The organism is Streptomyces sp. SudanB5_2050, from assembly GCF_964272335.1.
GTDB classification, from domain to species: domain Bacteria; phylum Actinomycetota; class Actinomycetes; order Streptomycetales; family Streptomycetaceae; genus Streptomyces; species Streptomyces rochei.
Genome location: NZ_OZ186760.1, coordinates 6639991 through 6652706, shown reverse-complemented (window position 1 = coordinate 6652706; position 12716 = coordinate 6639991). Strand labels below are relative to the sequence as shown.

9 protein-coding genes are annotated in these 12716 nt (G+C 73.2%); 4 read left to right on the top strand and 5 right to left on the bottom strand.

Features of this window, described 5'->3' with window-relative positions; translation table 11 throughout:
* The first annotated feature begins 32 nt into the window (after positions 1-32).
* The 3 genes from ACFZP7_RS29310 to ACFZP7_RS29300 all read left to right on the top strand — a co-directional run bounded on the left by ACFZP7_RS29310 (position 33) and on the right by ACFZP7_RS29300 (position 3610).
* Complete coding sequence (locus ACFZP7_RS29310) at positions 33-902, top strand: SCO6745 family protein (RefSeq protein ID WP_385636836.1); 870 nt, start codon at positions 33-35, stop codon at positions 900-902.
* Between the two features lie 103 nt (positions 903-1005).
* Positions 1006-1137 carry an LPFR motif small protein gene (locus tag ACFZP7_RS29305; RefSeq protein ID WP_019330364.1) on the top strand — a complete coding sequence of 44 codons (132 nt, stop codon included), beginning with the start codon at positions 1006-1008 and terminating at the stop codon, positions 1135-1137.
* Positions 1138-1252: 115 nt separating this feature from the next.
* The gene (locus tag ACFZP7_RS29300; protein WP_385636833.1) at positions 1253-3610 is read left to right on the top strand and encodes a Tex family protein; all 2358 of its coding nucleotides are present in this window, start codon (positions 1253-1255) and stop codon (positions 3608-3610) included.
* A 132-nt stretch (positions 3611-3742) separates the two neighbouring features.
* Here the strand turns inward: ACFZP7_RS29300 and ACFZP7_RS29295 are convergent, their stop codons facing one another.
* Positions 3743-5383 carry an ABC-F family ATP-binding cassette domain-containing protein gene (locus ACFZP7_RS29295; RefSeq protein WP_385636831.1) on the bottom strand — a complete coding sequence of 547 codons (1641 nt, stop codon included), beginning with the start codon at positions 5381-5383 and terminating at the stop codon, positions 3743-3745.
* Positions 5384-5485: 102 nt separating this feature from the next.
* Positions 5486-6523, bottom strand: a complete 1038-nt coding sequence (locus tag ACFZP7_RS29290; RefSeq protein ID WP_046248635.1) for a hypothetical protein — start codon at positions 6521-6523, stop codon at positions 5486-5488.
* Between the two features lie 66 nt (positions 6524-6589).
* Between ACFZP7_RS29290 and ACFZP7_RS29285 the strand changes: the two genes are divergently transcribed.
* On the top strand, positions 6590-7543 hold the full coding sequence (locus tag ACFZP7_RS29285) for an FAD-dependent oxidoreductase (RefSeq protein ID WP_031020329.1): 954 nt from the start codon (positions 6590-6592) through the stop codon (positions 7541-7543).
* 96 nt (positions 7544-7639) lie between these two features.
* Here ACFZP7_RS29285 and ACFZP7_RS29280 read toward each other — a convergent pair whose 3' ends face one another.
* The 3 genes from ACFZP7_RS29280 to ACFZP7_RS29270 all read right to left on the bottom strand — a co-directional run bounded on the left by ACFZP7_RS29280 (position 7640) and on the right by ACFZP7_RS29270 (position 12703).
* The gene (locus ACFZP7_RS29280; protein WP_086875247.1) at positions 7640-9370 is read right to left on the bottom strand and encodes a BCCT family transporter; all 1731 of its coding nucleotides are present in this window, start codon (positions 9368-9370) and stop codon (positions 7640-7642) included.
* 79 nt (positions 9371-9449) lie between these two features.
* Complete coding sequence (locus ACFZP7_RS29275; protein WP_385636826.1) at positions 9450-10745, bottom strand: M14 family metallocarboxypeptidase; 1296 nt, start codon at positions 10743-10745, stop codon at positions 9450-9452.
* Positions 10742-12703 (bottom strand): Xaa-Pro dipeptidyl-peptidase, encoded by a 1962-nt coding sequence (locus ACFZP7_RS29270; RefSeq protein WP_385636824.1) that lies wholly within the window; start codon positions 12701-12703, stop codon positions 10742-10744. Before ACFZP7_RS29270 ends, ACFZP7_RS29275 begins: the two co-directional genes overlap by 4 nt.
* Between the last annotated feature and the right edge of the window lie 13 nt (positions 12704-12716).

Here is a 12716-nt window from a genome sequence, read left to right as displayed (position 1 = left end):
GGACGTACTGAGCGGTTGGTAACGTGCCGGGCATGACCACTGCCGCCCTCGACGCGCGTGCCGGCCGCCGCTGCCACAACGCGCTCAACTCGCTGCACTCGACGCACTACTTCTCGCCCGACACGGGCCGGGAGCTGGCCACCCTCGGGGTCACCGACCCTCGGGCGGTCAATTTCGCGGTGCGCGCCGCCGCGCTCGGACCGGTCGGCGCGGGGGCGGTGACGGCGGCGTTCTACAACTACAAGCACACCCTCGTCGCCCAGCACGTGCCCGCCGTGTGGGAGACCGTCACGCCCGCCCAGGCGCTGGCCGCCCGCGAGCGCGCCGTCGACGCGACGCTGCGCCGGCTGCTCGGCGAGGAGACCGTCTCCTCGCCCGAGATGTCCGAGGCGGCCGGCCTGGCGCTGCGCGCCGCCGAGGGCTGCTCGCGCGGCGCGCGCCCGCTGTACTCGGCCCACGCCGACCTGCCCGTGCCCGAGGCGCCGCACCTGGCCCTGTGGCACGCGGCGACCCTGCTGCGCGAGCACCGCGGCGACGGTCATCTGATCGCGCTGGCGGCGGCGGAGCTGGACGGTCTCGAGGCGCTGGTGACGCACACCGCGACGGGCAGGGGCATGGCGCCGAAGTGGATCTTCAGCACCCGTGGCTGGAGCCGCGAGGAGTGGGACGCCGCGACGGACCGGCTACGCGGGCGCGGCCTCGTCGACGACGCCGGGGAGCTGACCGAGCGTGGCGTGGCCCTGCGCGACGACGTCGAGCGGGAGACGGACCGGCTGGACGCCGCCCCCTACGCGCGGCTGGGCGCGGAGGGCGTGGCGCGCCTGACGGAACTCGCGTCGGGCTTCGCCCGTACGGCACTCGGCGCGGGCGCCTTCCCCGCGGACCTCATCGGCAAGCGCTGAGACGGGATCGGCAAGCGCTGAGACGCGCAGGCATGCCGCGCCGATGCGGAGGTACCCGTACGTCACCCGGTCGGAGGGGCCGGGTGGACGAGAGGGGCTTTTCGTGTTCCGTGCCATCGCAGACGTACTGCGCCAGATCGGCGGCGCCGTCGCCACCGTCGTGACGCTCCCCTTCCGGGCCGTGGCCCGGCTCTTCGGCGGCGCGTCGTCCGCCACCCGCAGCCGCAGGGTCTGACGACGGCCGCGGTGCGCCCCGGCCGCGACGGGCCCGGGTGTCGCCCTGATCCCCGATTGTCGGCACCACCTGCCACAATTGCCGCGCAACCTCAGTGAGAAGGCGGTACGGGATCGTGACGACACCCGGGTCCAGCGCGTCCAGCGACGTGCGGTCCATCGAAGGCAGGATCGCCGAGGAGCTCGGCGTACGGGAGCGGCAGGTGAAGGCCGCCGTGGAGTTGCTCGACGGCGGCTCGACGGTGCCCTTCATCGCCCGCTACCGCAAGGAAGCGACCGAGATGCTCGACGACGCGCAGCTGCGCACCGTCGAGGAGCGGCTGCGCTATCTGCGGGAGCTGGAGGAGCGGCGGACGGCCATCCTCGACTCGGTGCGCGAGCAGGGCAAGCTCACCGAGGAGCTGGAGACCCGCATCCGCACGGCCGAGACCAAGGCCCGCCTGGAGGACATCTACCTGCCCTTCAAGCCCAAGCGGCGGACCAAGGCGCAGATCGCGCGCGAGGCCGGTCTGGAGCCGCTGGCCGAGGGCCTGCTCGCCGACCCGTCGGTGGACCCCCTGGCCGCGGCCGCCGCGTTCGTGGACGCCGGCAAGGGAGTGGCCGATCCGCAGGCGGCCCTGGACGGGGCCCGGTCGATCCTCACCGAGAAGTTCTCGGAGGACGCCGACCTGATCGGAGAGCTGCGGGAGCGGATGTGGGGGCGCGGGCGCCTCGCGGCCAAGGTGAAGGAGGGCAAGGAGGAGGCGGGCGCCAAGTTCGCCGACTACTTCGACTTCGCCGAGCCGTTCACCGAGCTGCCCTCGCACCGGATCCTCGCCATGCTGCGCGGCGAGAAGGAGGACGTGCTCGACCTCGTCCTGGAGCCCGAGGAGCCGACCGACGGCCCCTCCTCGTACGAGGGGATCGTCGCGAGCCGGTTCGGGATCGCCGACCGCGGCCGGCCCGGCGACAAGTGGCTGAAGGACACGGTCCGCTGGGCCTGGCGCACCCGCATCCTGGTCCACCTCGGCATCGACATCAGGCTGCGGCTGCGCACCGCCGCCGAGGACGAGGCGGTCGACGTCTTCGCCGCCAATCTGCGCGATCTGCTGCTGGCCGCCCCGGCGGGCACCCGCGCGACGCTCGGCCTGGACCCGGGCTTCCGCACGGGCGTGAAGGTCGCCGTGGTCGACGCGACCGGCAAGGTGGTGGCCACCGACGTCATCCACCCGCACGTCCCGGCCAACCGCTGGGACGAGGCGATCGCCAAGCTGGCGCGGCTCGCGAAGGAGCACGCGGTCGAGCTGGTGGCGATCGGCAACGGCACGGCGTCCCGGGAGACCGACAAGCTCGCCGGTGAACTCATCGCCAAGCACCCGGAGCTGAAGCTCACCAAGGTGATGGTCTCCGAGGCGGGTGCCTCCGTGTACTCGGCCTCCGCCTTCGCCTCCCAGGAGCTGCCCGACATGGACGTGTCGCTGCGCGGCGCGGTGTCGATCGCCCGGCGGCTCCAGGACCCGCTGGCCGAGCTGGTGAAGATCGACCCGAAGTCGATCGGCGTCGGCCAGTACCAGCACGACCTCTCCGAGGTGAAGCTGTCCCGTTCGCTGGACGCGGTCGTCGAGGACTGTGTGAACGGCGTGGGCGTGGACGTCAACACGGCCTCCGCACCGCTGCTCGCCCGCGTGTCCGGCATCACCTCCGGACTCGCCGAGAACATCGTGGCCCACCGCGACGCCAACGGGCCGTTCGCCTCCCGCACCGAGCTGAAGAAGGTGCCGCGGCTCGGCCCCAAGGCGTACGAGCAGTGCGCGGGCTTCCTGCGCATCCGGGGCGGCAGCGACCCGCTGGACGCCTCCAGCGTGCACCCCGAGGCCTATCCCGTGGTGCGCAGGATGGTGAAGACCGCGGGGCAGGAGGTGGCCGGGCTGATCGGCAACACCTCCGTGCTGCGGTCGCTGAGGCCGGCGGACTTCGTGGACGAGACGTTCGGTCTGCCGACGGTCACGGACATCCTGCGGGAGCTGGAGAAGCCGGGGCGCGACCCGCGGCCGGCCTTCCGGACGGCCACCTTCAAGGAGGGCGTGGAGAAGATCTCCGACCTGTCGTCCGGGATGGTGCTGGAGGGCGTCGTCACCAACGTGGCCGCCTTCGGGGCGTTCGTGGACGTCGGTGTGCACCAGGACGGGCTGGTGCACGTCTCCGCGATGTCGAAGACGTTCGTGAAGGACCCGCGGGACGTGGTGAAGCCCGGGGACATCGTGAAGGTGAAGGTGCTGGACGTCGACATTCCGCGGAAGCGGATCTCGCTGACGCTGCGGCTGGACGACGAGGCCGCCGGGCCGGGGGAGCCGAAGAAGGAGCGGAGTGGCAGGCCGCCCCGCCAGCGGCGGCAGCAGGGTGACTCCGGGGGCGGCAAGGGGCGGTCCTCTTCCGCGCCCGCTCCGTCCAACGGGGCGATGGCCGACGCGTTGCGGCGGGCCGGGCTGGCGTAGGCGCGGCAGGTCCCGGCTGACCGCGGGGGTGCGCGGCCCGGCGTGACGGGGTGCCGCTCCCGCTCTCGGCTCCGCTCGAGCGGGAGGCGCCCCCACCCCGTGTCGCGCCCCAGCCGCACGGCAGCCCCGCGGTTACGGGTGCTCCACCACCTTGCCGTCCGTGACCTCCAGGCGGCGGGTCACGCGCACCGCGTCCAGCATGCGGCGGTCGTGGGTGACGAGGAGGAGGGTGCCCTCGTAGGCGTCCAGGGCCGATTCGAGTTGTTCGATGGCCGGGAGGTCGAGGTGGTTGGTCGGCTCGTCCAGGACCAGGAGGTTGACGCCCCGGCCCTGGAGGAGGGCGAGTGCGGCCCTGGTGCGTTCACCCGGTGACAGGGTCGACGCGGGACGCATGACGTGGTCCGCCTTCAGGCCGAACTTGGCCAGGAGGGTGCGGACGTCCGCCGGTTCGGTGTCGGGGACGGCGCCGCGGAACGCGTCCAGCAGCGGCTCGGGGCCGTGGAACAGCTCACGGGCCTGGTCGACCTCGCCCAGCAGGACGCCGGAGCCGAGCGACGCGTGTCCGGCGTCGAGCGGGACCCGGCCCAGCAGGGCGCCGAGGAGCGTGGACTTGCCCGCGCCGTTGGCCCCTGTCACCGCGACCCGGTCGGCCCAGTCGATCTGGAGGGAGACCGGGCCGAGGACGAAGTCGCCGCGCCGGACCTCGGCGTCGCGCAGGGTGGCGACCACGGCGCCGGAACGGGGCGCGGAGGCGATCTCCATCCGCAGTTCCCACTCCTTGCGCGGTTCCTCGACGACCTCCAGGCGCTCGATCATGCGCTGGGTCTGGCGGGCCTTGGCGGCCTGCTTCTCGCTGGCCTCGCTGCGGAACTTGCGACCGATCTTGTCGTTGTCGCCGGCCTTGCGCCGGGCGTTCTTGACGCCCTTGTCCATCCAGCCGCGCTGCATCTGCGCCCGGTCCTGGAGGGCGGCCCGCTTGTCGGCGTACTCCTCGTACTCGTCGCGGGCGTGCCGACGGGCCACCTCGCGCTCCTCCAGGTAGCCCTGGTAGCCGCCGCCGTAGAGGTTGATCCGGCGCTGGGCGAGGTCGAGTTCGAGCACCTTGGTGACGGTGCGGGTGAGGAATTCGCGGTCGTGGCTGACGACGACGGTGCCGGCCCGCAGACCGGTGACGAAGCGTTCGAGGCGTTCCAGGCCGTCCAGGTCGAGGTCGTTGGTCGGCTCGTCGAGGAGGAAGACGTCGTAGCGGGACAGCAGCAGGGAGGCGAGTCCGGCGCGGGCCGCCTGGCCGCCGGACAGGGACGTCATCGGCTGGTCGAGGCCGACCGTGAGCCCCAGCGCGTCGGCGGTCTCCTCGGCGCGTTCGTCGAGGTCGGCGCCGCCGAGGGCGAGCCAGCGCTCCAGGCTCGTGGCGTAGGCGTCGTCGGCCCCGGGGGCCGCGTCGACCAGGGCCTGCGTGGCCTCGTCCATGGCGCGCTGGGCCTCGGTGACGCCGGTCCGGCGGGCCAGGAAGGCCCGGACGGTCTCGCCGGGCCGGCGTTCCGGCTCCTGCGGGAGGTGGCCCACGGTGGCGGTGGGCGGGGACAGGCGCAGCTCGCCGTGTTCCGGGGCGGTCAGCCCGGCGAGCATCCGCAGCAGCGTGGACTTGCCCGCGCCGTTGGCCCCGACGAGGCCGATCACGTCGCCGGGCGCGACGACGAGGTCGAGTCCGGTGAACAGGGAGCGGTCGCCGTGGCCGGCGGCGAGGTTCTTGGCGACGAGGGTGGCAGTCATCAGACCGTCGATCCTAGGCCCTGCCGTCACACTCCCGTCTGCCTCCCTCCGGGCGGACGACGGGAGTGTGACGACAGGACCTAGCCGCGGGCCGCCGCCCGCTCAGCCGGGTTCCCGGTGCCTCACGGCCACCGCCAGCACGCTCCCGGGGGCCCGGGCCACCAGGCAGGACCGGCCCTTCACCGCCCCGGCGTCCAGGGCGATCCGGTGGGCGCCCGGTTCGAGGACGCCGTCGAAGACGTCCTGGGCGCGGGTGCGGTGGAGCCGGTCGACGCGGTAGGCGGTGAGCCGCACCCGGCAGGCGGAGGTGACCTCGACCTCCGCGGCGGCGCCGGTCGCCGTCAGGCGGGCCAGCCGGCGCCGCCCGTCCGGTCCGCCGTCGAGGGCGTGTTCGATCTGGGCGACGAGGACCGGGACGATCGGGGCGAGTCCGTCGACGTGGGGCACGTCCACCCCGGCGTCCGCGAAGGAGCGGCGCACGGCCGACCGCTGCTCCTCGGTGACCGCGGTGCCGAAGACGACCGCGCCGTAGGCCCGCAGTTCGTCGGCCGGTACGGCGGCGGCGTCCTCGGCGATGTCGGCGCCGATGCCGATGGTGCGCAGCGCGGCGGCGAGCCTGGCGGGCAGGGCGACGCGGGCGCCGATGAGCAGTACCCGGCGGCGGGCGGGGGCGGTGCGGTCGCCGTCGAGCAGGGCGGCGAGGGCGGCCCGGTACTCGGCGCCGGCGAAGCGGTACGGGCCGATGCCGTGGTAGCCGTTGAACGCGAGGTCCGCGTGCTCGCCGGTCTGCCAGGCGAAGTCCCGCCAGACGAAGTCGTCGCCGTCGCGCTGGATCACCGCGGTCACCGCGCCGCAGGCGAGGTCGGCGCACTCGGGGCAGCCGTAGATGACGTACCGGCCGCCGGGCAGGGGTGCGTCGGACTCCAGCAGCAGGCCGCGGACCTGCTCGGTGAGGATCGCGGGCGGGATGTCGGAGGCGAGCGGGGAGACGGCGTCGAGGTCGGACAGGCGGAACAGCAGGGGGTGCCCGTCGACGACGAAGTCCATGAAGTCGCGGTGGACCTGGACGTCACCGTCGGCGAGGACCGCGCCGGCCCGGGTCGCCGGTGCCAGGCCGAAGGACGCGTACGGGGCTGCCATGCGGTGAGTATTCCCGCCGCGGAGGCGGTCTGCGCACGGCACGGCGGGTTCCGCTAACGTCCCCGGATGGAAACCGAACTGGGTGACGAGGTCGTCGTGGTCGGCGGCGGGGTGGTCGGTCTGACGACGGCCGTTGTGCTCGCCGAGCGCGGCGGGCGGGTGCGGCTGTGGGCGAGGGAGGCGGCCGGGCGGACCACCTCGGCGGTCGCGGGTGGCCTGTGGTGGCCGTACCGCGTCGAGCCGGTGGCGCTGGCGCGGAGGTGGGCGCTGGAGTCGCTGGACGTGTACGAGGAACTGGCGGCGCGGCCCGACGAGAGCGGCGTACGCATGGTCGAAGGGGTGCTGGGCGAGACCGCGCTGGACGAGGTGGACGCGTGGGCCGCGGCCCGGCTGCCCGGGCTGCGCGCGGCGAGGGCCGACGAGTACGGCGGGACCGGGGTGTGGGCGCGGCTGCCGCTGATCGACATGCCGGCCCATCTGGCGTGGCTGCGGGAGCGGTTCGCGGCGGCGGGCGGCGTGCTGGAGGAGCGCGCGGTGCACCGTCTCGAGGAGGTCGAGGCGCCGGTGGTGGTCAACTGCACGGGCCTGGGCGCCCGGGAGCTGGTTCCGGATCCGTCGGTGCGGCCGGTGCGCGGGCAGTTGGTCGTGGTGGAGAACCCCGGCGTCGACACCTGGCTGGTCTCCACCGACCCGGTCTCCGGCGAGATGGCGTACTTCCTGCCGCAGCCGGGCCGGCTGCTGCTCGGCGGCACGGCCGAGGAGGACGTCTGGGAGGCCGAGCCGGACCCGGCGGTCGCCGAGGCGATCGTGCGGCGGTGCGCGGCGCTGCGGCCGGAGATCGCGGGGGCCCGGGTGCTCGGCCATCGGGTGGGGCTCAGGCCGGCGCGGGACGCGGTGCGGCTGGAGCGGGTGGCGCTGCCGGACGGGCGGGTGCTGGTGCACAACTACGGCCACGGCGGCGGGGGCGTCACCGTGGCCTGGGGCTGCGCGCGGGAGGCGGCCGATCTGGCGTCCCGCTGACGGAGCGGGCGGGTGCCGCGAAGGGGAGGGGCCGGCACGCGGTGCGCGCCGGCCCCTTTCCGTCTCCCGTCACCGATCGGACCGGGTCCGCCCCGGTCAGTGGTGCTTGCCGATCGGGTCCCCCTCGACGTCGGGGCCGGTGCCCGGGCCGATGCGGATCTCGAAGTCGCCCTCGTACTGCTTGTGGCCCTCGATGACGGCCATCTCGACGGCCTCGGAGGCCATCTCGCCGCGCACGATGAGGGGGTCGCGGCGCAGGTCGCGCATGAGGGCGACGCACATGAAGATCATCACGATGACGAAGGGCGCCGCCGCGAGGATCGTGAGGTTCTGCAGGCCGGTGAGCGCGTCCCCTTCCCCGCTGCCGACCAGGAGCATGATGGCGGCGACCGCGCCGGTCACCACGCCCCAGAACACGACGACCCAGCGGCTGGGTTCCAGCGCGCCCTTCTGCGAGAGGGTGCCCATCACGATGGAGGCCGCGTCGGCGCCCGAGACGAAGAAGATGCCGACGAGGATCATCACCAGCAGGCTGGTGGCGGTGGCGATGGGGTACTCCTGGAGGACGGCGAAGAGCCGGCCCTCGGGCGTGGTCTCGTCCCCGAGCCGGTTCTGCTCCTGGAGCCGCATCGCCGAGCCGCCGAAGATGGCGAACCAGATCAGGCTGACCGTGCTGGGGACCAGGATGACGCCGCCGATGAACTGGCGGATGGTCCGGCCCCGGCTGATGCGGGCGATGAACATGCCGACGAACGGCGTCCAGGAGATCCACCACGCCCAGTAGAAGACGGTCCAGCTGCCCAGCCAGTCCGCGACGCCCTCGCCGCCGCTGATCTCGGTGCGGCCGGCCATCTCGGGCAGGTCGCCGAGGTAGGTGAAGACCGAGGTCGGCAGCAGGTCGAGGATGAGGATGGTCGGGCCGGCGACGAACACGAACACGGCCAGCAGCAGGGCCAGCACCATGTTGGTGTTGGACAGCCACTGGATGCCCTTCTCGACCCCGGAGATCGCCGAGGCGACGAACGCCACGGTCAGCACCGCGATGATGCCGACCAGCAGCCCGGTGCTCACCTTGTCCATCCAGTCGAGCTTCTCCACGCCGGAGCCGATCTGGAGGGCGCCGAGGCCGAGGGAGGCCGCGGAGCCGAAGACCGTCGCGATGATGGCGAGGATGTCGATGACCCGGCCGCCGGTTCCGTTGGCGTGCTTGGTGCCGATGAGCGGGGTGAACACCGCGCTGATGGTCTGCCGGCGGCGCCTGCGGAAGGTGCTGTAGGCGATGCCGAGGCCGACCACCGCGTAGATCGCCCACGGATGGAGCGTCCAGTGGAACAGGGTGGTGGCCATGGCCGTTTCCATGCGGTCGCCGGAGTCGGCCGGGGAGGTGCCGGGCGGGGCGGTGTCGAAGTGCGCCAGCGGCTCGCTGACGCCCCAGAACATCAGACCGATGCCCATGCCGGCGCTGAACATCATGGCGACCCACGACACCGTGCGGAACTCGGGCTCCTCGCCCTCGGCTCCGAGGTGGATGCGTCCGTAGCGGCTGGCCGCGAGCCAGAGGGCGAAGACGACGAATCCGGAGGCCGCCAGCACGAAGGCCCAGCCGCCGTTGTGCATCAGGCCGCTGAGCATCGTGCCGGAGGCGTCCTCCAGCGAGTCGGTGCCGATGGCGCCCCAGAGGACGAAGGCGAGGGTCAGGATCGCGGTGACGCCGAAGACGACGCGGTCGGTCCGCGGCTTGCGCTCCTGACCCGGCAGGCCGGCTTCCGACCCCGGCAGCGTGCCTCTGTCGTGGTGTTCCTTGTCGCTTGGTCGGTCCTGCGTCACAGGCGGCACCTTTCAAGTCGGTGAGGCTGAAAACAATCCTCCGCTATGCCCATACCACCTGCGACGCGGAACTCACCCTTCAGCAGTCGGTGTCGGGTTCACCCACCGTCAAGTGATACGTCGCCCGCTCGTCGAGGAGCAGCGGCACGAGGGCCCGCAGTGGCTGGCGCAGCGGCACGTAGGCGCCCTCCTCCCCCGCCCGGCGGGTCTGTACACCGTGCAGTTCCAGTTCGTCCCGAATATCCGTGTATTGGGCACCGGTCAGCCGGTATCCGCAGGGCGGGTCCTGGATGACCTCGGTGTTCTCGGCCGGGTCGTTGTCCGCCCCGCCGACGTACACGGGTCCGGTGTCGGCGAGTCCGGACCACCGGGCGGACGCGGTGGCCGCCTCGACGTGTCCGCGCCGCCGGTCCGCGTAGCGGAACATGCCGTCCAGGGCGGCGAGCTGCGACTCCACCCGGCGCCGGTTGTTCAGCGCCTCGTCCTCCCGCTCGGCCTCGGTCAGCGGGTCGACGCGGCTCTCGATGAGCAGGCCGACCGAGTGCTTCACGCCGGACATGTTCCGCAGGATGCGCTCCTGGCCGTCGCCGGCGGTCTGCTTGACGGGGTCGCCGGTGGCCGGGTCGGTCCAGATGCCGTAGGTGCCCGTGGAGTAGCCGGCCTTGCCGGCGGCGGGACGGACGTACTCCCCGGAGAGCGTCCGCGCCTCGTCGTGGACCCGGTCGTGGGTGTTGAGGTTGCGGGGCCAGAGGTCGAAGAGGTCCTTGTCGTAGTACGGGGGCGTGGCGCCGTACTCGTGCAGGTCGTAGAGGACGTCGGGGCGCCGGTCGCGGACGACGGCGGCCAGGGCGCGGGCCTCGGCGGTCCTCAGGGCGAGGTGGTCGCGGTTGATGTCCACGCCGTCGCTGTTGCCGCGGGTGTCCGCGGCCCGGCCGTCGGGGTTGGCGGTGGGCAGGACCAGCACGGTGGTGCGGTCGAGGAAGCGCCGGGTGCTCCGGTCCTCGGCCCAGGCCAGGTCCCGGACGGTGGACAGGCAGGCTTCGCGGCCGGAGGGTTCGTCGCCGTGCTGGCTGCACACGAGGAGCACCTTGTTCGGGGCCGAGGGCCTGCCGATCGTCACCAGTCGGAGGGGCCGGTTCTGCTTGGTGGTGCCGATGCGGTCGACGCTGACGCGGTCGCTCGCCCGGTCGGCGGCGGCGAGCAGCGCCTGCTCCTCGGGCTGGGTGGTCCAGCGGGCGCCGTGGGTCTTCTCGAAGCCGGTGCGGGGCGGCTCGTGACCGGTGGCGGCGGCGTGGGCCGGGGCGGTGAGGAGGGAGGCGGCGAGGGCCGCGGTGGCCGCCGCGGTGGTCACGGTGAGGGCGCGCGGGCGGCTCATCGGGCTCCCTTCGGGATGCGGTGCGTGGTGTGCGGGGCGTCCACGCCGTCGAGGGGCGCCGGCGCGGGCGCGGCGGTGGCCTTCCCGGCGGTGGCCTCGGCGAACGCGGCGGTGCCGCCGACGAACGGTACGCGGGCCGAGGTGCGGGAGAGGTCCAGCGTGAAGGTCGGCGTGTCGGCGGGCGGGTCGATGAGGTCCTTGTCGGTGCCCGCCACGATCAGCGCCAGACGGTGCCCGGCCGGGACGACGTGGTCCGTCGCCGCCAGGTCCAGGGTGATCGTGTACGCCTTGCCCGGGGTGAGCGGGCGGCCGTGCCACTGCGAGGCGTGGTTGCCGAGGTCGGCCCAGCCGCGACTGACGACCGTGTGGCCCACGTCGGTGGTCTTCGCCGCCGTCTCCAGGTAGCAGGAGCTGTCGCCCGGGGTGCTCGGGCCCCAGCAGGTGCGGTCGGTGCGGGTGGTGATGCCCTCGCCGCGGTCGGCGTAGTCGCGGATGGTCGCGGGGCCGAGGTCGACGAGTACGGCGGTCAGGTGGGCCGTCGGGGTGCTGGAGCGCGCGGTGACGGTGACCTCGGAGGTACCGGACAGCCGCAGGTCGCGGGTGAGCGGGCCGGTGACGAAGCCGGCCTTGGCCGGGGTGGGCTCGTCGATGTGCGCGGCCCAGTCGGTCTCGCCGAGCGCCGGGTCGTCGGTGAAGGTCTCGGTGCCGCGGTCGCCGCGCAGACCGAGGGTGCCGACGCCGTTCCGCGCGCCGTCGGCGGGGCGCAGGGTGGTGGCCGCGGCGGAGCGGGGCGGCCAGGTCCTCGAAGTCTCCCACTGGTCGGGCCGGCGTTCGATGTCGGCCATGGGCTCACGGTCGATGCCGTTGTCGTAGCCGAGGAGTTCGTGGTCGAACCAGCGGTGCAGGGTCTCGACCCACTCGGCGCGCCGGAAGTCGAAGGGGTCGACGTGGCCGGTCTGGGAGAGCCAGATCTTGCGGTCGACGCCGTTCTTCGCCAGGGCGTTCCACCACGGACCGACGTGCTGCATGCGGACGTTGAGGTCCTGCATGCCGTGGACGAGGAAGACGCTCGCCTTCACCTTGCTCGCGGCCTTCACGTAGTCGCGCTCGGACCACAGCCTCGTCCAGTCGCCGGAGCGCGGGGCCCCGTCGACGAGCTTCTGCTGCACGGCGTCGCACTTCGCGCGGGCCTCGGGGCTGTTGACGTAGTCGGAGAGCCAGTCGGGGCCCGAGCCGTAGAGCGGGGCGCCCTGGCTGAAGTAGTAGTCGTACCAGGAGGAGATGGCGGCGATCGGGACGATGGTCTCCAGGCCCTCCACGCCGGTGGCGGCGACGCCGTTGGCGATGGTGCCGTCCCAGCTCTTGCCGATCATGCCGGTCCTGCCGTTGGTCCAGTCGGCCTCGGCGCGCTCGCCGCCGGTGCGGCTGGTGTACGCCTTCGCGCGGCCGTTGAGCCAGTCGACGACGGCTTTGGCGGACTGGACGTCGGAGCGTCCGCCCACGTCGACGCAGCCGTCGGAGCGGTTGGTGCCGGCCAGGTCGACGCCGACGAAGGCGTAGCCGCGCGGCACGAAGTAGTTGTCGTAGTACAGCGGCATCCCGACGACGTTCCCGTCGGCGTCGTAGGTCTTCTTCTGGCTCTCGTTGCCGCGCCCGCAGCAGGAGTAGTACGGGCTGGCGTCCATGATGACGGGGATCTTGCGGCCCTGGGCGGCGGGTTCGCGGGGGCGGACGATGTCGACGGCGACGCGGTCGTCCTCGCCGTCGCCGTCCCCGTCGTGTCCGGTGTCCACCCAGACGGCCTCGCGGACGGCGTCCTCGTAGGAGTGGACCGGTTCGCTCTGTCGCGGGGCCGCGGGGTGTGCCGCCGCGACGGGGCTGAGGAAGGTTGCCATGAGTGCGGCCGTGGCCGCCGTCGCGAGCGGTCTCCAGGTCGTGAAGCGCGTGCGTATCGGCATGCGCGGGACGGTA

Excerpts from the sequence above, each read along its gene's own strand:
- ACFZP7_RS29310 (WP_385636836.1), top strand. The coding sequence starts at position 33 with ATGACCACTGCCGCCCTCGACGCGCGTGCCGGCCGCCGCTGCCACAAC.
- ACFZP7_RS29295 (WP_385636831.1), bottom strand. The coding sequence starts at position 5,383 with ATGACTGCCACCCTCGTCGCCAAGAACCTCGCCGCCGGCCACGGCGAC.
- ACFZP7_RS29290 (WP_046248635.1), bottom strand. The coding sequence starts at position 6,523 with ATGGCAGCCCCGTACGCGTCCTTCGGCCTGGCACCGGCGACCCGGGCC.
- ACFZP7_RS29285 (WP_031020329.1), top strand. The coding sequence starts at position 6,590 with ATGGAAACCGAACTGGGTGACGAGGTCGTCGTGGTCGGCGGCGGGGTG.
- ACFZP7_RS29275 (WP_385636826.1), bottom strand. The coding sequence starts at position 10,745 with ATGAGCCGCCCGCGCGCCCTCACCGTGACCACCGCGGCGGCCACCGCG.
- ACFZP7_RS29270 (WP_385636824.1), bottom strand. The coding sequence starts at position 12,703 with ATGCCGATACGCACGCGCTTCACGACCTGGAGACCGCTCGCGACGGCG.